The sequence below is a fragment of the Streptomyces sp. RP5T genome (assembly GCF_003933965.1).
Classification (GTDB): Bacteria; Actinomycetota; Actinomycetes; order Streptomycetales; family Streptomycetaceae; genus Streptomyces.
In genome coordinates this window covers 1-17,464 of sequence record NZ_RSAJ01000139.1, presented here as the reverse complement: position 1 = coordinate 17,464, position 17,464 = coordinate 1, and the positions used below count along the sequence as shown (strand labels likewise).

Here is a 17,464-nt window from a genome sequence, read left to right as displayed (position 1 = left end):
CACCTGGCTGGCCGTCCTGCTGTTCGAGTACTCGGCACGCCGGTTCGTGGACCCCCTGGCCCGCAGAGTCAGCCGGTACGCCCGCCCGGCCGACGGGGACGGGCGGGTCCGGGCATGACCGACCTCGGCGGCTCCGCGCAGTCCTGGTCCCTGGTCGCCTTCTGCAGCGTCGTCACCCTCACGCTCCTGCTGTGCGTCCTGACCGGCCCCGACCGCGACGACCTGGAGGAGTTCTACACCGGCTACCGGACGCTCTCCCCGCTGCGCAACGGCCTCGCGGTCGCCGGCGACTACATCTCCGCCGCGACCGTGCTCACCATCGGCGGGGTCATCGCGCTGTGCGGATTCGACGGGGTGGTCCTGGCCCTGAGCACGCTGCTGTCCCTGCTCCTGCTGATGTTCCTGCTCGCCGAACCCCTGCACAACACCGGCCGGTTCACCATGGGTGACGCGCTGAGCCGACGCGTCCCCGGGCGGGCCGTGCGCATCACCGCGTGCGCGGTGACCCTGCTGGCGCTGATCCCGATGATGATCGTGCAACTGGCGGGCGTGGGACAGCTGCTGGCGTTCATCCTGGGCTTCTCCGACGACGCCATGCAGACCGGCTGCATCCTCGGCGCGGGCATCCTGATGATCAGCTACGCCGCCCTGGGCGGGATGCGGGGTACCGCGCTGATCCAGATCATCAAGACGGTGATGCTCCTCGGTTCCGGTCTCGTGGTCGCCGTGCTCATCCTCGCCACCTTCGGCTGGCAGCCGGGGACGATGGTCGACACCGCCGCGCAGCGCAGCGGCACCGGCCAGGCGTTCCTCCAGTACGGCCTGCAGTTCTCGGACGGGCCCCACCCCGGCCTCGACATGATCAGCACGCAGGTCGCCATCGTGCTCGGCGGGGCCTGTCTGCCCCACGTCACCATGCGGATGTACACCGCGGGCAACGCCCGCCAGGTACGGCGCACGATGTCCTGGGCGGTGTCGTCGGTCGCCCTGTTCATGCTGGTGATCACGGTCATCGGCCTCGGCGCCACGGCACTGGTCGGCCGCGAGCGGATCACGGCGGCCGACCCGCACGGCAGCACCGCCTACCTGCTGGGCGCGCGTGCCGTCTTCGGCGCCGACGTCTCCCGCGCCGAGAGCCTGGTGTTCAGCACCGTCACCACGGCGGTCTTCCTGACCCTCCTGGCGTCCGTCGCCGGGATGACGCTCGCCTGCGCCAACTCCCTGGCGCACGACGTCATCGCCTCCCGGGGCAACGGCATGTCCGCGCTGCGGGAGATGACCCTCGCGCGGGCCTGCGCGCTGATCGTCGGCATACCCGTGGTGCTGCTGGCCGCCCTCGCCCAGCACCGCAGCCTCCAGCCCCTGGCCACCCTCTCCTTCTGCCTGGGCGCCTCCGCCATCGCGCCCGCGCTGGTGTACTCCCTGTTCTGGCGCCGCTTCAGCAAGGCCGGGCTGCTCGGCACGCTGATCGGCGGCTCGGTGGCCGTCCTGGTCCTGATGTCGGGGACCCGCCTCGTGTCCGGGTCACCGGCCTCGGCCTTCCCGGAGGCCGACCTGAACTGGTTCCCCTTCACCACGACCGCCCTGGTCTCCGTACCGGTCGGCTTCGCCTGCGGCTGGCTGTGCACCGTCCTGAGCGGACGCCGCAGCGCCCGCCGGGCACGCGAGCGGTACGCCGGCCTCGAACAACTGATCCTCGCCGGACCCCCACGGCGCCGCCCGAGCTGGAGCCCGGACGGGCCGTGAACAGACGCAGGCACTCTCCCGGTACGGCCGTCAGCCGCACGTCAGTGTCGGGGCCGCCCAGTCGCCGTGGTCATTGCCGTTGCCGTCGCCGCCGTCACCGACCTTGAGGTCGACCACCTGGGCACCGCTGACGTCGACTCGATGGGCACGGCGGCCTGTCGCCCGCGCACGGTCGGCGTGGTCACCAGGGTCCTGCCGTCGGCGATCACGGAGAAGGTCACCGTGCCCGCGCCGCCCGTCTCATCGTCGACGCCGACCTCCGCCGTCAACCGGGAGCAGTTCCCTCCGAGGTAGAGCTGGATGTCGCTGAGCGCGTTGGTGCCGAGGCCCTTGGCGTGGCTCGCTCCGGCGATGGTGATCGTACGGCCGTCCCCGGCCGCCTGTTCACCCACGCTGCTGTCGCGCTCCACCGGGCCCCAGCCGTTCACGGAAGCGCCTCCGCGTACGGGCGTTCCGCCTCACGTGTGCCCGGCGAGCCCGCACGACCACAGGTCGACGGAGGCGACCGGTCCCCGGGTACACGCTCGACGAGGCCGGGCGGCTTGGGACCGGACGGGAAGGACGCGGGCCTCCGTCAGAGGGGCGTCGACGGCGACGGGACGAACGGGGCGCCGTGTCCGGGCACGATCAGGGCCGGCCCGAGCGCCAGGACCTTCTCCCTGGCCGCCCGCAGCTGCTCCCGGTCGGGGGCGAAGGGGTCGTCGGCCGGCCCCTCGGCGGTCCACCACAGATGGGTCAGGACGACCAGTCCCCGGGCGGTCGTGACCAGGGTGCTGACGTCCTGCGCGGTGTGGCCCGGGGTCGTCATGAGCGCGATCGACGGGGAGAGCCGGTAGCCGTCGGCGTCGCGGTCCTCCCAGACGTCGTCGTGGTAGATGGCCATGTGGTCGTGGAAGCGGGCTTCGGGGAAGAGGGCGGCGTTCAGCGTGTGGTCCGGGTGGTGGTGACTGAAGACCACGTCGGTGACGTCCTGCGCGCTCAGCCCGTGGTGCGTGAGCGGGTCCAGGATGAGCCCGCGGTCCGCGACCATCCCCGGGTCGACGACCGCGACCGTGTCGCCGTCGACGAGCAGGGTGACGGTGCCGGCCACGCGCGTGTCGGCGTACCCCGTGGTCAGCACGTGCAGTTCGGCGGTCATGCGGGACTCCTCTACAGGGATGCGGGGTGGGCGCCGTCGGCCGGTCGATCCGTGCTCGCGGGCAGCGGGGGCGCTTCGGGCGAGCTCAGGTGTGCGCGCAGCCACTGCTCGGTGTTGCTCACGTGCAGCAGTGCGGCGGCCTGGCCGAGGGCCGCGTCGCGCGCGGACAGGGCAGCGAAGATCGCCTCGTGTTCGGCGAGGGTGCGGGCCGCCGCACGGGAGTCGACCAAGCCGCGCCAGATCCGGGCACGCAGCGTGCGGCCGGATATGCCCTCCAGGATGGCGAGCAGCGACTCGTTGCCGGTGGCCGAGACGACGGCCCGGTGGAAGGCCGCGTCATGCGCGTTGAGCCGCTCGACGTCGTCACGCGCCTCCCGCATCGCGTCCAGGTGCCGCTCGACTTCGGCCAGTTGGTCGTCGGAGATGCGAGTGGCGGCAAGAGCGGTGGCAACCGGCTCCAGGAGCCGCCGTACCTCCATCAGGTCCTGGAGGGCGCCGGCGTCCTGCTGCATCAGCTCCACCGCCCCGCCGAGCCCTTCCAGGAGCAGGCTCGGCTGCAGGCTGGTGACATAGGTGCCGTCGCCCCGCCGGACCTCCAGCACCCGCGCCACGGCGAGGGCCTTGACCGCCTCCCGGGCCAGGTTGCGGGACAGTCCGAGCTGCGCGGCCAGATCCGGCTCCGGGGGGAGCTTCGACCCCGGCGGCAGGGCACCGGTCCGGATGAGCTCACGGATCTGCTCAATCGCCCTGTCCGTCAGAGACATCGCGCATCCCCTTCTCCACGATGCTCCACGAGCACCTCGACCCGTTCCGCCCCGTCAGGGGTGAGTCGATCATAGGGCGAGCGGTCGGCGTCGATCTGATCGAAGCGCTTCGACTGGTTTCATGATCGTCGATGACTGTCCAGACCCCCCATGCTGAAAGTTTCTTAGCGAATAGAGCTCTTGATTCCCGTGAAATCCGTCCGTTACCTTTGCGCTCCGGTGAAGCGCTTCGACAGTACGAGAGGACCCCTAGGTGTCCCACCAGGACCAAGCGGCCAGCCCGCTCGCCAATCCCGTGATCCCCGGCTTCCATCCCGACCCCAGCATCTGCCGCGTCGGCGAGGACTACTACCTGGCCTGCTCCAGCTTCGAGTACTTCCCCGGCGTCCCCCTCTTCCACAGCCGCGACCTGGTGCACTGGACGCAGATCGGCAACGTGCTGGACCGGCCGGAGCAGTTGCGGCTGCCGTTCGACATGCCGTCCTCGGGCGGGATCTACGCACCCACCCTGCGCCACCACGACGGCCGCTTCTGGCTGGTCGTCACCAACTGCAGCGAGGGCGGCGGGAACCTGATCGTCACCGCCACCGACCCGGCCGGACCGTGGTCGGACCCCATCCCGGCGCCCGGGGTGCCCGGCATCGACCCCGACCTGGCCTGGGACGAGGACGGCACCTGCTGGTGCACGGTCGCCGGGGTCGCACAGGTCCGTATCGACCCGTCCACCGGGCAGACGTACGGCACTCCGCACGCGCTCTGGTCGGGCGGCCCCGGCGCCAAGGCCCCGGAGGCGCCGCACCTGTACCGGATCGGCCCGTACTGGTACCTGCTGATCGCCGAGGGCGGCACCGAGCGCGGCCACGGTGTGTCGATCGCCCGCAGCCGTACCCCCAACGGGCCGTTCGAGCCGTGCCCGGACAATCCGGTCCTCACCCACCGCGGCACCGACCACCCGGTGCAGAACACCGGGCACGCGGACCTGGTCCAGGGCCCGGACGACTCGTGGTGGCTGGTCCTGCTCGGCGTACGTCCGCGGGGCGGCACCCCCGGCTGGCACGTCCTCGGCCGCGAGACCTTCCTGGCGCCGGTGACCTGGGCGGACGGCTGGCCGGTCGTCGGCGAGCTCGCCCTGGACCTGCCCCGGCCTCCCTGGCCGCTCTCCCCCGGCCGGGTCGAGGAGCGGCGCGACGACTTCGAGTCGGCCGAACTGCGGCCGTCCTGGATCTCCCTGCGCGACCGGCCCGCCGAACTGTGCACCACCAAGGACCGGCCCGGATGGCTGACACTGCGCGCCCGGGGCGGCTCCCTGGACGAGCCCGACGTGGTGTTCACCGGCCGCCGCCAGCAGCATCCGTGGTGCCGGGCGCGCACGCTGGTCGACGCCAGGGAGGGCAGCGGTGGTCTCGCCGTGCGGCTCGACGAACGGCACCACTACGCGGTCGAGGTGTCCGGCGCACAGGTGCGGGTGGTCGCGCGGGTCGGCTCCCTGCGCACGGTCGTGGCCGAGCGTTCCGTGCCCGCCGGTCCGGTGGTCCTCGCCGTCAGCACCACGGAACCGCCCCCGCCCCACGGGCCGTGCACCGGACCCGACCTGGTCCGCCTCGGCTTCGAGCAGCCCGACGGCACGTTCACCGAGCTCGCCGCCCTCGACGGCCGCTACCTCTCCACGGAGGTCGCCGGCGGCTTCACCGGCCGGGTCATCGGCATGTACGCCACGGCGGGCGCCGTCCACTTCGACTGGTTCGACTACGGGCCCCTCGACGCGTGAAGCCCGAGCGGCCGCAGGCATGCCCCACCGCTCGACCCGAGGAAGGGGAAGCACATGAGGGACATACGGCAACCCGCGCGCCACCGCGGCCGCGGACGTCTGGCCGGACTGCTGACGGCGCTGTTCGTCGTCGTGGGACTGTCGGCGGGCACCGCCGGGGCCGCGCCCGACGGCTCGGCACGGCCGGCGGCCTCGACGGTCGCGGTGCCGGCCGGTGCCATGGACGCCGTCGCCGCGATGCAGCCCAGCTGGAACCTGGGCAACACCCTGGACGCCATCCCGGACGAGACCTCCTGGGGCAACCCGAAGGTCACCAAGGACCTGTTCGACACCCTCCGCGCGCAGGGCTTCCGCAGCGTCCGGATCCCGGTGACGTGGACCGACCACCAGTCCGCCACCGCCCCTTACACCATCGACGCGACCTTCATGAGCCGCGTCGAGCAGGTCGTGGACTGGGCGCTGGCCGACGGCCTGTACGTCGTCCTCAACGTCCACCACGACTCGTGGCAGTGGATCTCGAAGATGCCCGCCGACCACGACAACGTGCTCGCCCGCTTCAACGCCATCTGGACCCAGGTCTCCTCGACGTTCCGCGACGAGCCGCGCGGCCTGCTCTTCGAGAGCGTCAACGAACCGGTCTTCGACAACGCCACGGACGCGCAGAAGGCGCAGCTGCTCGACGAACTGAACACCTCGTTCCACAAGATCGTCCGCGCCTCGGGGGGCGGGAACGCGAACCGTCTGCTCGTCCTGCCCACGCTGGGCTGCACGCCCTCCCAGAGCCTGATGGACGACCTGTCCGCCACGATCGGCGCGCTGCACGACAGCAATCTGGTCGCCACCGTGCACTACTACGGCTGGTACCCCTTCAGCGTGAACGTCGCGGGCGGCACGCTCTACGACGAGACCGCCCAGAAGGACCTGAACGACGCCTTCGCCCGGATGCACGACACGTTCGTCGCCAGGAACATCCCGGTCTACCTCGGCGAGTACGGCCTGCTGAGCTGGCCGGACTTCAACCATCCCGACCGGGTGGAGCGCGGTGAGGGGCTGAAGTACTTCGAGCACCTCGGTCACGCGGCCCGCACCGCCGGCGTCACCACCGCCCTGTGGGACCCCTTCTCCCTCCTGAACCGCGCGACGCTGACGTGGCGCGACCCGGCCCTGTTCGCCTGGATCCGGTCGAGCTGGACCACCCGCTCGGGAACCGCCTCCTTCGACAAGGTCTACGTCCCGAAGTCCGCCCCGATCACGGACAAGACGCTCACCCTCAACCTCAACGGCACGACCTTCCGCGGTCTGCGGCAGGGCACCAAGGACCTCGTCGCGGGACGGGACTACACCCTCTCCGGCAGCCGGCTCACCCTCACGGCCGCCGCGCTGACCCGGCTGACCGGCGACCGCGCCTACGGGGTGAACGCCACGCTCCAGGCCCGCTTCTCCCGCGGACTGCCCTGGCGGATCGACGTGGTCACCCAGGACACCCCGGTGCTGTCGAACTCCACCGGGACGACCGACTCGTTCACCGTCCCCACGCAGTACCGCGGTGACACCCTGGCGACCATGGAGGCCAGGTACGCCGACGGCGGCAATGCCGGCCCGACCACCTGGACGCCGTACCAGGAGTTCAACCAGTCCTTCTCACCGGACTATCCGGGCGGCGCGATCATTCTGACGCCCGCCTTCCTGAACGCCCTGCGCGAGGGCGAGGCGGTGACCCTGACCTTCCACTTCCACAGCGGGGCCACCGTCACCTACCACGTCACCAGGGCTCAGGGCTCGGTGACCGGTACGGCGTCCTGAACGACCGGTGCCCTGGCCGCTCGAACGGCGGCCAGGGCAGCGCGCTGCGTCACTCCCTCACACGCGGGTCCACTTCTGGCCCGCCTGGCCGGTGCAGCTCCACAGGACCAGCGGTGTCCCGTTGGCGGTGCCCGAACCGTTGGTGTCCAGGCACAGCCCGGCGTGGACGTTGCGGATCGTGCCGTCGGTGCCGACGGTCCACTTCTGGTTGTCCTGGCCGTTGCAGGGCCAGGTGACGACCCGGGTTCCGTTGGCCGTGCCCTGGTCGTAGGCGTCCAGGCACTTGTCGCCGAAGACGCGGATCTCGCCGCCGGCCCAGGTGGTCCACAGCTGGTTGGCCGCGGTGTGGCAGTCCCAGAGCAGCACCGTGGCCCCGGCCGCCGTGGAGGCGTTGTCCACGTCCACGCAGCGGCCGGAGGCGTTGCCGCGCAGCCGTGCGGTGGTGGCGGAGAGCGCGCTGCCGCCGCTCACCCGGAAGACGGCCACCCCGTGCGCGGGGACGCCGGCCGAGATCTGCCCCGACGTGCTGGACGTCCCGCCGGTCCACAGGTCCGTCAGAGTGAACGGGCCTCCGGACAGACCTACTTGGGCGGCGGTGGTGGTGACGGTGGCGGTGGCGCTGCCCCGGTTGAACAGGCCGACCGCGACCGAACCGTCGGACAGGGGCTTGGCGAACACCTCAGTGCTGCCGTCGTCGCGCACCCGGCGTCCGCCCGCGCCCAGCGGGTCCTGGTTCACCGCCAGCAGCCGCGGGTTGCGCAGGATCGCGCTCACGTCGGCGGACATGGTGCGGATGTCGTTGCCGGCCATGAGCGGGGCGGCCATCAGGGACCACAGGGCGAAGTGCGAACGGGACTCCGTCAGGGACAGGCCGGGGCGGCCCACGACCAGCATGTCGGGGTCGTTCCAGTGACCCGGGCCGGACTGTGCCGCCAGCGGCGCGGTGACGTCCAGGACGTTGCCGACGCCCATCGGGTAGCTGTTGGTGTTCCCGTTCTGCCAGATGTCCAGCAGATCCTCGGTCGTCCGCCACAGGTCGGCGACCTCGCCCCAGTTGTACGTGGCCCCGGTGATGGCGTGGAAGCTGTTCGGGTTGATGCTGTACACGATCGGCCGTCCCGTGGCACGCAGGGCGTCACGCATCAGCGTGAAGCGCGCGACCTGCTCGTCGCGGGTGCCACTGGAGGAGCACCAGTCGTACTTGAGGTAGTCGACTCCCCAGGAGGCGAACGTGGCGGCGTCCTGGGCCTCGTGTCCTCTGCTGCCCGTGGATCCGGGATAGGCGCCGCTGGTCTGTGCGCAGGTGCGCTCGCCCGGCACCTGATAGATGCCGAACTTCAGGCCCTTGCCGTGGATGTAGTCCCCGAGCGCCTTCATCCCGCCGGGGAACTTGGTCGCATTGGCCCGCAGGTTGCCCGCCGCGTCGCGTTGCGGGTCGAACCAGCAGTCGTCGACCACGACATACCGATAGCCGGCGTCCCGCATACCGGAGGACACCATCGCGTCGGCGGCCTGGCGGACCTGCGCCTCGGTGATCCCGCACCCGAAGCTGTTCCAGCTGTTCCAGCCCAGGGGCGGGGTGAGCGCGGGACTGCCCGGGGCGGCCGAGGCGGTGGAGTGGGCGGATGCCGTCAGGGACGCGGCAACCGCGAGCGCGGCGGCCGCGACGACACGGAGCAGTCGTCTGCCTGGGGGTCGGGGCACGGTGGACTCCTCGTCGGATGAGCGGTGCGTCGACAGGGCCGGGGAAACAGCGGATGAAGACCGCACAGGGCCGGCTCACGCCCCGGAGGTGACCCGGGTCGACGGTTCGAAGTTTCGGTCGGCTTTCGGATCGTCAGCTGTACGGATGCTAGAGGCCGTTGCGGACATGTCAACACGTACGGACGACCCGAACATCATCCCCTTCCCTCATGCAGGCACTATCGACGAAAACTTTCGAGCTGAACTACGAATCATGCGAGAGGCATTGACGGGATGTGTCAGCCTCATATCATCCTGGTTGCTCGACACGTCAACCGGCGTTCGCACTCTCGAACGAGTTGGACAGCCCCGCCCCCACCGCGCTCCCTCGCAGAGAGATCACATCGCATGGATATGTCATGCCCTCGCCAATTCCCTGACCGCCGGCAGGCCCTCACCGCGGCCGGCGGCCTGGTCACCGGTGCCTTCCTTTCCCTCGCGGGAGCCTCCCCGGCCGCCGCCCGGGAACCGGCCACCGCACTCGCCGCGGCGTACACGAACCCGGTCATCTGGCAGGACTTCGCGGACATCGACGTCATCCGCGTCGGTGACACCTTCTACGCGTCCGCCTCGACGATGCACTACTCACCCGGCGCCCCCGTCCTGCGCTCCTACGACCTCGTGAACTGGGAGATCGCCGGTCACTCGGTGCCCGTCCTCGACTTCGGCGCCAAGTACGACCTGAACGGGGCCCGCGGCTACGTCCGGGGAATCTGGGCGTCGTCCCTGGCCTACCGTCCGAGCAACCGGACGTTCTACTGGCTCGGCCAGATCGACTTCGCCAGGACGTACGTCTACACCGCCACCGCGGCCGAGGGGCCGTGGAGCAGGCTGACCACCATCAACACCCCCTACTACGACGCCGGGTTGCTCGTCGACACCGACGACACGCTCTACGTGGCGTACGGGAACACCACCATCAGCGTGGCCCAGCTCTCGCCCGACGGCCGCAGCCAGGTCCGCACCCAGCAGGTCTTCACCACACCGTCGAGCGTCGGGACCCTTGAGGGCTCCCGCTTCTACAAGATCAACGGGCAGTACTACATCTTCCTGACCCGCCCGGCCAACGGCCAGTACATCCTGAAGTCGTCGGGCGGCCCGTTCGGCCCGTACACCATGCGGCAGGTCCTCCTCGACCTGCGCGGGCCGATCCCCGGCGGCGGTGTCCCGCACCAGGGCGGCCTGGTGCAGACCCAGGGCGGCGCCTGGTACTACATGGCCTTCGTCGACGCCTATCCCGGCGGCCGGATGCCCGCCCTCGCCCCCGTCACCTGGACCTCGGACGGCTGGCCCGTCGTCCAACTGGTCAACGGCGCCTGGGGCACGTCGTATCCGGCCCCGGCCGTACCCGCTCCGCCCCGCCAGGTCACCCCCATGACCGGCGTGGACACCTTCGACCGCACCACGCTGGCACCCAGGTGGGAGTGGAACCACAACCCGGACAACACCAAGTGGACCTCCGGCAACGGCCTGACCCTGCGGACCGCGACCGTCACCAACGACCTGTACGCGGCCCGCAACACCCTCACGCACCGCATCCAGGGCCCCACCTCCACGGCCACGGTCCAGCTCGACCACTCGGCGATGCGGGACGGGGACCGGGCGGGACTCGCGCTCCTGCGGGACTCCTCCGCCTGGATCGGCCTCAAGCGCGACGGCGGGGTGACACGACTCGTGATGGTCAACGGGCTGACCATGGACAGCAATTGGAACACCACCGGCACCGGCGTCGAGGTCGCGAGCGCGGCCGTCACGGGAAACACCATCTGGCTGCGCGCGAGCGCGGACATCCGGCCCGGCTCGGCACGCCCCGGCACCTTCTCCTACAGCACCGACGGCACCGGCTTCACCCGGCTCGGGCCCGCCTTCTCCATGGGCAACGACTGGCGCTTCTTCATGGGCTACCGGTTCGCCCTCTTCAACCACGCCACCCAGGCGCTCGGCGGCGCGGTCCGCGTCCCGCGGTTCGAGCTGTCGACGCCCTGATCCCGTCCCGGCGAGCGCACGACCCAACCCCCCACTCACCCGCACGAGGAGAACCATGCACCCCCTCAAACGACTCGGCCGTCGCCGAGCCTCGGTACTGTCCTTACTGGCCGTGGCCGCCCTGGTCACACCCGGGGCAGCGACCGCCGCGCCCGACGGCGTCCGCGCCTCCACGCTGGGCGCCCAAGCCGCCCAGTCCGGACGGTACTTCGGCGCCGCGGTGGCCGCAGGACGGCTCGGCGACACCACGTACACCGGGATCCTGGACCGCGAGTTCAACTCGGTCACGCCCGAGAACGAGATGAAGTGGGACACCGTCGAGCGCTCCCGCGGCTCGTTCAACTTCGGCCCCGGTGACCAGATCGCGAACCGGGCGCAGTCACACGGGCAGCGCCTGCGCGGCCACACCCTCGTCTGGCACCAGCAACTGCCCTCCTGGGTGGGCTCCATCAGGGACGCGGGCACCCTGCGCAGCGTGATGAACAACCACATCACCCAGGTGATGAACCACTACAAGGGCAAGATCTACGCCTGGGACGTGGTCAACGAGGCCTTCGCCGACGGCGGCAGCGGACAGATGCGCAGCTCGGTCTTCCGGGACGTGCTGGGCACCGGCTTCATCGAGGAGGCGTTCCGCACCGCACGGGCCGCCGACCCGTCGGCCAAGCTCTGCTACAACGACTACAACATCGAGAACTGGAGCGACGCCAAGACCCAGGGCGTCTACCGCATGGTGCGCGACTTCAAGGCGCGCGGCGTGCCCATCGACTGCGTCGGCCTCCAGTCCCACTTCGGTACGGGCGGGCCGCCGGCGAGCTTCCAGACGACCCTGTCGAGCTTCGCCGCGCTCGGCGTCGACGTCCAGATCACCGAACTGGACATCGCGCAGGCGCCGACAGCCGCGTACACGAACACGGTGCGGGCCTGCATGAACGTGTCGCGGTGCACCGGCATCACCGTCTGGGGCATCCGCGACAGCGACTCCTGGCGCAGCGGCGAGAACCCCCTGCTGTTCGACCGCAACGGCAACAAGAAGCCCGCCTACCAGTCCACGCTCACCGCGCTGGGCGGCAGCGCCGCGGCCCGGCAGGCCGGCACCTCGTCGACCCGGTCCGCCGCCGCGCTCCCCTCCTCCTTCCGCTGGAGTTCGAGCGGGGCGCTCATCGCACCGAAGTCGGACTCCACGCACAACATCGCGGGGCTCAAGGACCCGTCGGTCGTCTACTACAACGGCAAGTACCACGTGTTCACGAGCACCGCGAACGCCGCCGGGTACAACCTGGTGTACCTGAGCTTCTCCGACTGGTCCCAGGCGGGTTCGGCCACCCACCACTATCTGGACCGCACCGCCATCGGCGCCGGGTACCGGGCCGCGCCGCAGGTCTTCTACAACGCGCCGCAACGCCTGTGGTACCTCGTCTACCAGACCGGCAACGCCTCGTACTCGACGAACCCCGACATCAGTAACCCCAACGGGTGGAGCGCCCCGAAGAACTTCTACGCGTCGATGCCGGAGATCATCCGGCAGAACATCGGCAACGGCTACTGGGTCGACATGTGGGTGATCTGCGACAGCGCCAACTGCTACCTGTTCTCCTCCGACGACAACGGCCACCTCTACCGCTCGCAGACGACCGTCGGCCAGTTCCCCAACGGCTTCACCAACACCGTCATCGCGGCCCAGGACTCCAAGTACGCCCTGTTCGAGGCGAGCAACGTCTACAAGGTGCAGGGCAGCAACCAGTACCTGCTGCTCGTCGAGGCGATCGGCTCGGACGGCCGGCGCTACTTCCGCTCCTGGACCGCGAGCAGCCTCGCGGGCTCCTGGTCACCGCTGGCCGCGTCCGAGAGCAACCCGTTCGCCAAGTCGGGCAACGTGACGTTCCCCGCCGGTACCTGGACCCGGGACATCAGTCACGGCGAGATGATCCGCGCGGGCTACGACCAGACACTCACGATCCCCGCCTGCAAGCTCCAGTACCTGTACCAGGGGAAGGACCCCAACGCCGGCGGTGACTACAACAGTCTGCCGTGGCGGCTGGGCCTGCTCACCCAGACCAACTCCACCTGCTGACCGTGGGGCCCCGCACCCGGTGCGGGGCCCGTGCCGGTCTCACTCCAGACGGATGCGGGGCTTCGCCGGGGCCATGGCCCAGCGGATGGTGTGCGTCAACAGCAGACCGGCGGGCTGTACCGCCAGCGGCTCCACGACAGGGACCCGGGGAAGCCGCAGAACGCTCCGCGCCCAGGGCGGGAGCAGCGCGACCGCGTTGGCCGCCAGGACGCCGTAGAAGGGCCGCACCGCGAGCGGTACGGGCGGGTGCAGCAGCAGGAACCGGGCGGCCGCGCGCGCTTCGGGGGTCGCCCGCAGTTCCGGCAGGTACAGGGCCAGCTGCGCGGCCAGGGCCTCGCGATCACGGGGCGGATCGATCACGCCCAGCGCCTCGGCCACCCGCGCGGTGTCGGCCACGTAGCCGTCGTACTCCGCCGGATCCAGCGGCCGGGCCCCGTAGCGTTCGTGCGCGCGCAGGAAGCTGTCGGTCTCGGCCGCGTGCACCCAGCCCAGCAGATGCGGGTCGGCGGCGTGGTACGGAAGTCCCTCGGCCGTCGTCCCCCGCACCCGCTCGTGGATACCCCGCACCCGTGCCACGGCCTCCTCGGCGTCGGAAGCGGTGCCGTAGGTCGTGACGGCCAGGAAGGTGCTGGTGCGCTGCAACCGTCCCCAGGGGTCCCCGCGGAACCCGGAGTGCGCGGACACGGCGGCCATGGCCAGCGGATGCAGGGACTGGAGGAGGAGGGCGCTCAGTCCGCCGATGAACATCGACGCGTCGCCGTGGACGGTGCGGATGGGCCGTTCCGGGCCGAACCAGCGGGGTCCCGGGGTGTCGTGGATGCGGGCACGGTTAGCGGGCCCGTCCGGGCCTGCCACGCGCCGGAAGACGGCCCTGCCCAGCCGATCGCGGAGGTCGGTCATCGGTCCCGCGCCTCCTTTCCCCGGCCCTTGGTGAGCACGCCGCTCGTCCTTCTTCTCCCGCGGTCGCGCATACGGATGCGGGCGGGCCCCAGGACGTCCCCGGGGCGTTTCCGAGGGGCCCGCGCAGCACTCGCGCGGGCCGCTCCCGCACCTGGAGGTGTCGCCTCCGGCCGGGTCAGTGACTGCGGCCCCGGAGCTTGCCGAGCAGTTGGCGCGCCTGGGCCCGGCGACGCGGATCGGCGGAGGCACGGCGCACCTGCTCGGCGGCGCGCCGCCCCTGCGGGCTCCTGCTGAACTGCTTGATCTTCTCCAACATGCCAGGCATGGCGGTCCTCCCGAGTAGATCGACGGCCCCTTCTGCACGTCAAGGCCTTCGTACAGTCGCGGCTACCCCGGGCCGACGGTCCCACCCCTGCGGATGAGGGGTCGGCGTGACGCCCTCGGCGAGAGAGTCGCCTGCTCGTACGGTCTCAGCCCTTGCGCGAGGGGTCGCTCGCCCGACGCAGGTACTCGTCGATGAGGGCGAAGGTGGCGTCGGGCCGTTCGATCTGCGGGAGGTGACCGGCCTCGGGGACGACCTCCAGCCGGCCGTCGCCGAACGCCTCGGCGTACGCGGCGCCGTAGGCCGGGGTGACGATGCGGTCGCTCTCGCCCCAGAGAAGGAGAGCGGGCACCTGGACCCGCCCGAGCCGGGACAGCAGCGCGGGGTCGTGCATGTTGGGGTCGCCGGCGAGGACGCGCATGGTGGCCATGTTGGCCTGCCTGCGCGCGAGTTCCTCGGCGGGCAGGTCGGCCGGATCGACGTAGTAGCGCTCGGAGTCGTGCCAGGAGTGCTCCGCGATGCCCCGGGCGTCAAGGGCGAAGAAGTCGGTGATCGGTTCCGTCTCGACCCGCACGCCGACGGCGTCGATCAGAACGAGGCCGGTGATGATCCCCTCGGTGTCGCGCACGGCCATCTCGGCGGCCGTCCAGCCGCCCAGGGAGGACCCGATGACGAGAACGTCGCGCAGTCCGCGTTCTCGCAGGACGTGCAGGTAGGCGAGGGCCAGGTCGGCTATGCCGGTGAGCCACGCGGGGCGGTCGGTGCCGTCCCAGCCGGGGTGTACGGGCGTGATGGTGTGCGCGGTGCGGGAGAGGTGCTGGGCCAGGCCGGCGACGGTGGCGGGGCCGCCTCCGCCGTGCAGGATGAGGACGGGCCTTCCCTCCCCGGCCTCGGACAGCGTGAGGGACAGGTCGGCGTATGCGGCTGATGCGGTGGTAGGCATGCCGCCACTGTAACTAAACATCTTTATATAAGCTAGCTTGGTCATGAAGTAGACTCGTCGCATGCACGGTGAGCTGCAAGAACTCGGCAGAGCGGTCAAGCAGGCCCAGTACCGACAGCACAGAGCCCTCGACAGCGCCCTCCAGGCCGTCGGCACGACACTGGCCCAGTGGGACGCCCTGCGCGCGATCAGCCGCTCGCCCGGGGCGTCCGCGCGCGAACTGGCCGCGGCGACCTTTCAGACGGAGCAGGCGTTCGGCACCCTCGCCGGCCGCCTCACGGCCCAGAACCTCGTGGAGCGCCGGCCGGGACACGGCCGCCGCATCGAACACCACCTCACCCCCACCGGCGAGCAGATCCTGGCCGCGGGGCACAAGATCGCCGACAAGGTCCTCGCCGACTGCTTCTCCCCGTTGCCGGAGAGGGACCGCGCCGCCTTGCTGGATCTGCTTCGGCGACTCATGGACTGAGTACCGGGTGTCGGTGCGCTGGGGCCATGCGCACCTCGGGGCGGCGGGTGACGACGGTCCGCCGCGGAAGCACATCCCCCCGCGCCGCCTTCCGGTACGTCGGCGGCGCCATCGGCGCGATCATGGCGGCCGCCCTCCTGCAATTCCCAGGCACGGCCGGGCGGGGCGGGCTCGCTTCACGATGCTCGCGGCACCCTGCGAAGCCCTCAGGTGCCGGCCGGGCAACCCGCCACCCGGGAGGCCTCACACGCCGCGCCGCAGGCGCCGCCATGCTGGTCGCTGTCGCGGGCGTCGCCTCCGCCGCGGCCCTCGCCCGCTCGGCGAGGGCGAGTTCCCGCTTCCTGCGGCAGCGGTCACCGCACGGGGAAACCGAAGGTGTAACCCTGCTCCTTGAGCCGGGGCAGGATCTGCCGCAGGGCCTCGACGGTCTGGGAACGGTCGCCACCCGCGTCATGGAAGAGAACGGTCGGGCCACCCGGCAGTTCTTCTTCGACCGTGGCCACGATCGCGGCCGTACCCGGTCGTTCGAAGTCCTTGGAGTCCACGTTCCAGCCCAGCGGACGCATACCCCGCGAGGCGGCGAGCTTGCGGCTGTAGGGAGTGAAGGCACCACCGGGCGCCCGGTAGTACATCGGTCGCACACCACCGGACGCCTGGGTGATCATGCGCTCGGCGTCGAGGATCTGCTGCGACTGATAGGCCTCGGACTTCTTGTCCATGGTCGTGTCATGGGACACCGAGTGGTCGCACAGCCGGTGCCCGGCGGCGACCACCCGCTTCACCAGATCCGGGTGCGCCTGCGCCTGCGTCCCCACCATGCAGAACGTCGCCTTGACTCCGTACTCCCGCAGTACGTCGAGCATTTGGGGAGTCCATTCGGGGTCGGGCCCGTCGTCGATCGTGATGTTGACGCCGCGCGCACCCTTGTCCGAGGCGTGCGCGATGGTCACGGCGACCGGCTTCACCGCACTGGCCGGCCCGGCCGACGCGGCCGCGTCGGGCGAGGTCCCCACGGCACCGGCCTGAGCGGTCCACACCGAGGCACCGGCGGCGAGCATCGTCACCCCGAGCGCCGTCCCGAGCACCTTGGTGTTCCAGCCCCGCCCGCCGTGCCGTGCCATGTCCGCCCCGCTTCCGCGCAGTTCTTCGTCAGTTCACTGATCACTCCGTGACCACATGACTAGACGAGGAACCGCGGCCGAGGGATGCGTCCGTTACGGATCAAGGACAAATCCGGGAGAGTTCACGGACAACTCGGCCAACGGAGGCCACGGAGCAGCCGGTTGGGCCACCCGGCACCAAGAGGTCCCCGGCATAGCGTTCACTGCACCCCATTGCAATGGAAGTCGAGCTCATCGTTGCGTTGATTTCTCGCCCGTTGCAATGAAATTACCTCAACTAGCTGCAGAGATAAGAGTCATGCGCAACAAGCATGTTGCTCAACTCGTGAATGCAACGTAGCTTTTCGTTCATCGGAAACAGAGACGAACGCAGGAGCACCTGATGCAGAAGTTCGACACCCCCGCCCCCCTGACCACCGTCATCGACCTGCCCACAGGGCACATCCAGGTCATCGCCGCCGACCGCGCCGACACCACCGTCGACATCCGGCCCGCCGACCCCGCCAAGAACCGCGACACCAAGGCCGCCGAACAGATCCAGGTCCACTACCAGGACGGCGTCCTGCGCATCACCGCCCCGCCCGCCACCAGCCGGCACCTCGGCCCCTCCGGCGCCGCCGAAGTCACCGTCCAACTGCCCGCCGGCTCCCGCGTGGAGACCACCTCCGCCGCCGTCCGCTTCCGCGC

Annotated in this window: 13 protein-coding genes and 2 pseudogenes; 7 read left to right on the top strand and 8 right to left on the bottom strand. The window is 70.6% G+C overall.

Features of this window, described 5'->3' with window-relative positions; all coding sequences use genetic code 11:
• Nucleotides 1-114: 114 nt before the first annotated feature.
• Nucleotides 115-1,746, top strand: a complete 1,632-nt coding sequence (locus EHS43_RS17025) for a cation acetate symporter (RefSeq protein WP_125191620.1) — start codon at nt 115-117, stop codon at nt 1,744-1,746.
• Between the two features lie 30 nt (nt 1,747-1,776).
• On the opposite strand, the pseudogene EHS43_RS17020 reads toward EHS43_RS17025, so the two are convergent.
• The 3 genes and pseudogenes from EHS43_RS17020 to EHS43_RS17010 all read right to left on the bottom strand — a co-directional run.
• Nucleotides 1,777-2,177, bottom strand: a pseudogene (locus tag EHS43_RS17020) (NPCBM/NEW2 domain-containing protein); the annotation flags it as partial.
• 143 nt (nt 2,178-2,320) lie between these two features.
• Nucleotides 2,321-2,884, bottom strand: coding sequence for an MBL fold metallo-hydrolase (locus tag EHS43_RS17015; RefSeq protein WP_125191619.1), 564 nt, complete (start codon nt 2,882-2,884; stop codon nt 2,321-2,323).
• Nucleotides 2,885-2,895: 11 nt separating this feature from the next.
• A complete protein-coding gene (locus tag EHS43_RS17010; RefSeq protein ID WP_125191618.1) occupies nt 2,896-3,648 on the bottom strand; it encodes a FadR/GntR family transcriptional regulator in 753 nt (250 codons plus the stop codon).
• Between the two features lie 253 nt (nt 3,649-3,901).
• Between EHS43_RS17010 and EHS43_RS17005 the strand changes: the two genes are divergently transcribed.
• Both EHS43_RS17005 and EHS43_RS17000 read left to right on the top strand, forming a co-directional pair.
• The gene (locus tag EHS43_RS17005; RefSeq protein WP_125191617.1) at nt 3,902-5,416 is read left to right on the top strand and encodes a glycoside hydrolase family 43 protein; all 1,515 of its coding nucleotides are present in this window, start codon (nt 3,902-3,904) and stop codon (nt 5,414-5,416) included.
• Between the two features lie 54 nt (nt 5,417-5,470).
• A complete protein-coding gene (locus EHS43_RS17000; RefSeq protein ID WP_125191616.1) occupies nt 5,471-7,219 on the top strand; it encodes a cellulase family glycosylhydrolase in 1,749 nt (582 codons plus the stop codon).
• Between the two features lie 57 nt (nt 7,220-7,276).
• Here EHS43_RS17000 and EHS43_RS16995 read toward each other — a convergent pair whose 3' ends face one another.
• Nucleotides 7,277-8,923, bottom strand: coding sequence for an RICIN domain-containing protein (locus EHS43_RS16995; protein WP_125191615.1), 1,647 nt, complete (start codon nt 8,921-8,923; stop codon nt 7,277-7,279).
• A 393-nt stretch (nt 8,924-9,316) separates the two neighbouring features.
• On the opposite strand from EHS43_RS16995, the gene EHS43_RS16990 reads away from it, so the two are divergent.
• Together EHS43_RS16990 and EHS43_RS16985 are read left to right on the top strand one after the other, a co-directional pair.
• On the top strand, nt 9,317-10,948 hold the full coding sequence (locus EHS43_RS16990; RefSeq protein WP_185806284.1) for a glycoside hydrolase 43 family protein: 1,632 nt from the start codon (nt 9,317-9,319) through the stop codon (nt 10,946-10,948).
• Between the two features lie 55 nt (nt 10,949-11,003).
• Nucleotides 11,004-13,022 (top strand): non-reducing end alpha-L-arabinofuranosidase family hydrolase, encoded by a 2,019-nt coding sequence (locus EHS43_RS16985; protein WP_125191613.1) that lies wholly within the window; start codon nt 11,004-11,006, stop codon nt 13,020-13,022.
• Nucleotides 13,023-13,061: 39 nt separating this feature from the next.
• On the opposite strand, the gene EHS43_RS16980 is transcribed toward EHS43_RS16985, so the two are convergent.
• The 3 genes from EHS43_RS16980 to EHS43_RS16975 form a co-directional block, all read right to left on the bottom strand.
• Entirely contained in the window at nt 13,062-13,922 is an 861-nt protein-coding gene (locus EHS43_RS16980) for an oxygenase MpaB family protein (RefSeq protein ID WP_125191612.1), read from the bottom strand.
• A gap of 175 nt (nt 13,923-14,097) precedes the next feature.
• Nucleotides 14,098-14,247, bottom strand: a complete 150-nt coding sequence (locus EHS43_RS46490; protein ID WP_185806283.1) for a hypothetical protein — start codon at nt 14,245-14,247, stop codon at nt 14,098-14,100.
• A 145-nt stretch (nt 14,248-14,392) separates the two neighbouring features.
• Nucleotides 14,393-15,187, bottom strand: coding sequence for an alpha/beta fold hydrolase (locus EHS43_RS16975; RefSeq protein WP_125191611.1), 795 nt, complete (start codon nt 15,185-15,187; stop codon nt 14,393-14,395).
• A 61-nt stretch (nt 15,188-15,248) separates the two neighbouring features.
• Here EHS43_RS16975 and EHS43_RS16970 point away from each other — a divergent pair, with 61 nt between their 5' ends.
• The gene (locus EHS43_RS16970; RefSeq protein WP_125191610.1) at nt 15,249-15,656 is read left to right on the top strand and encodes a MarR family winged helix-turn-helix transcriptional regulator; all 408 of its coding nucleotides are present in this window, start codon (nt 15,249-15,251) and stop codon (nt 15,654-15,656) included.
• Between the two features lie 353 nt (nt 15,657-16,009).
• On the opposite strand, the gene EHS43_RS16965 is transcribed toward EHS43_RS16970, so the two are convergent.
• On the bottom strand, nt 16,010-16,777 hold the full coding sequence (locus tag EHS43_RS16965) for a polysaccharide deacetylase family protein (RefSeq protein ID WP_125191609.1): 768 nt from the start codon (nt 16,775-16,777) through the stop codon (nt 16,010-16,012).
• Nucleotides 16,778-17,159: 382 nt separating this feature from the next.
• On the opposite strand from EHS43_RS16965, the pseudogene EHS43_RS16960 reads away from it, so the two are divergent.
• Nucleotides 17,160-17,464 (top strand): annotated as a pseudogene (locus tag EHS43_RS16960) (hypothetical protein); the annotation flags it as partial.

Excerpts from the sequence above, each read along its gene's own strand:
- EHS43_RS17025 (WP_125191620.1), top strand. The coding sequence starts at position 115 with ATGACCGACCTCGGCGGCTCCGCGCAGTCCTGGTCCCTGGTCGCCTTC.
- EHS43_RS17015 (WP_125191619.1), bottom strand. The coding sequence starts at position 2,884 with ATGACCGCCGAACTGCACGTGCTGACCACGGGGTACGCCGACACGCGC.
- EHS43_RS17010 (WP_125191618.1), bottom strand. The coding sequence starts at position 3,648 with ATGTCTCTGACGGACAGGGCGATTGAGCAGATCCGTGAGCTCATCCGG.
- EHS43_RS17000 (WP_125191616.1), top strand. The coding sequence starts at position 5,471 with ATGAGGGACATACGGCAACCCGCGCGCCACCGCGGCCGCGGACGTCTG.
- EHS43_RS16990 (WP_185806284.1), top strand. The coding sequence starts at position 9,317 with ATGTCATGCCCTCGCCAATTCCCTGACCGCCGGCAGGCCCTCACCGCG.
- EHS43_RS16985 (WP_125191613.1), top strand. The coding sequence starts at position 11,004 with ATGCACCCCCTCAAACGACTCGGCCGTCGCCGAGCCTCGGTACTGTCC.
- EHS43_RS16980 (WP_125191612.1), bottom strand. The coding sequence starts at position 13,922 with ATGACCGACCTCCGCGATCGGCTGGGCAGGGCCGTCTTCCGGCGCGTG.
- EHS43_RS46490 (WP_185806283.1), bottom strand. The coding sequence starts at position 14,247 with ATGCCTGGCATGTTGGAGAAGATCAAGCAGTTCAGCAGGAGCCCGCAG.
- EHS43_RS16975 (WP_125191611.1), bottom strand. The coding sequence starts at position 15,187 with ATGCCTACCACCGCATCAGCCGCATACGCCGACCTGTCCCTCACGCTG.
- EHS43_RS16970 (WP_125191610.1), top strand. The coding sequence starts at position 15,249 with ATGCACGGTGAGCTGCAAGAACTCGGCAGAGCGGTCAAGCAGGCCCAG.
- EHS43_RS16965 (WP_125191609.1), bottom strand. The coding sequence starts at position 16,777 with ATGGCACGGCACGGCGGGCGGGGCTGGAACACCAAGGTGCTCGGGACG.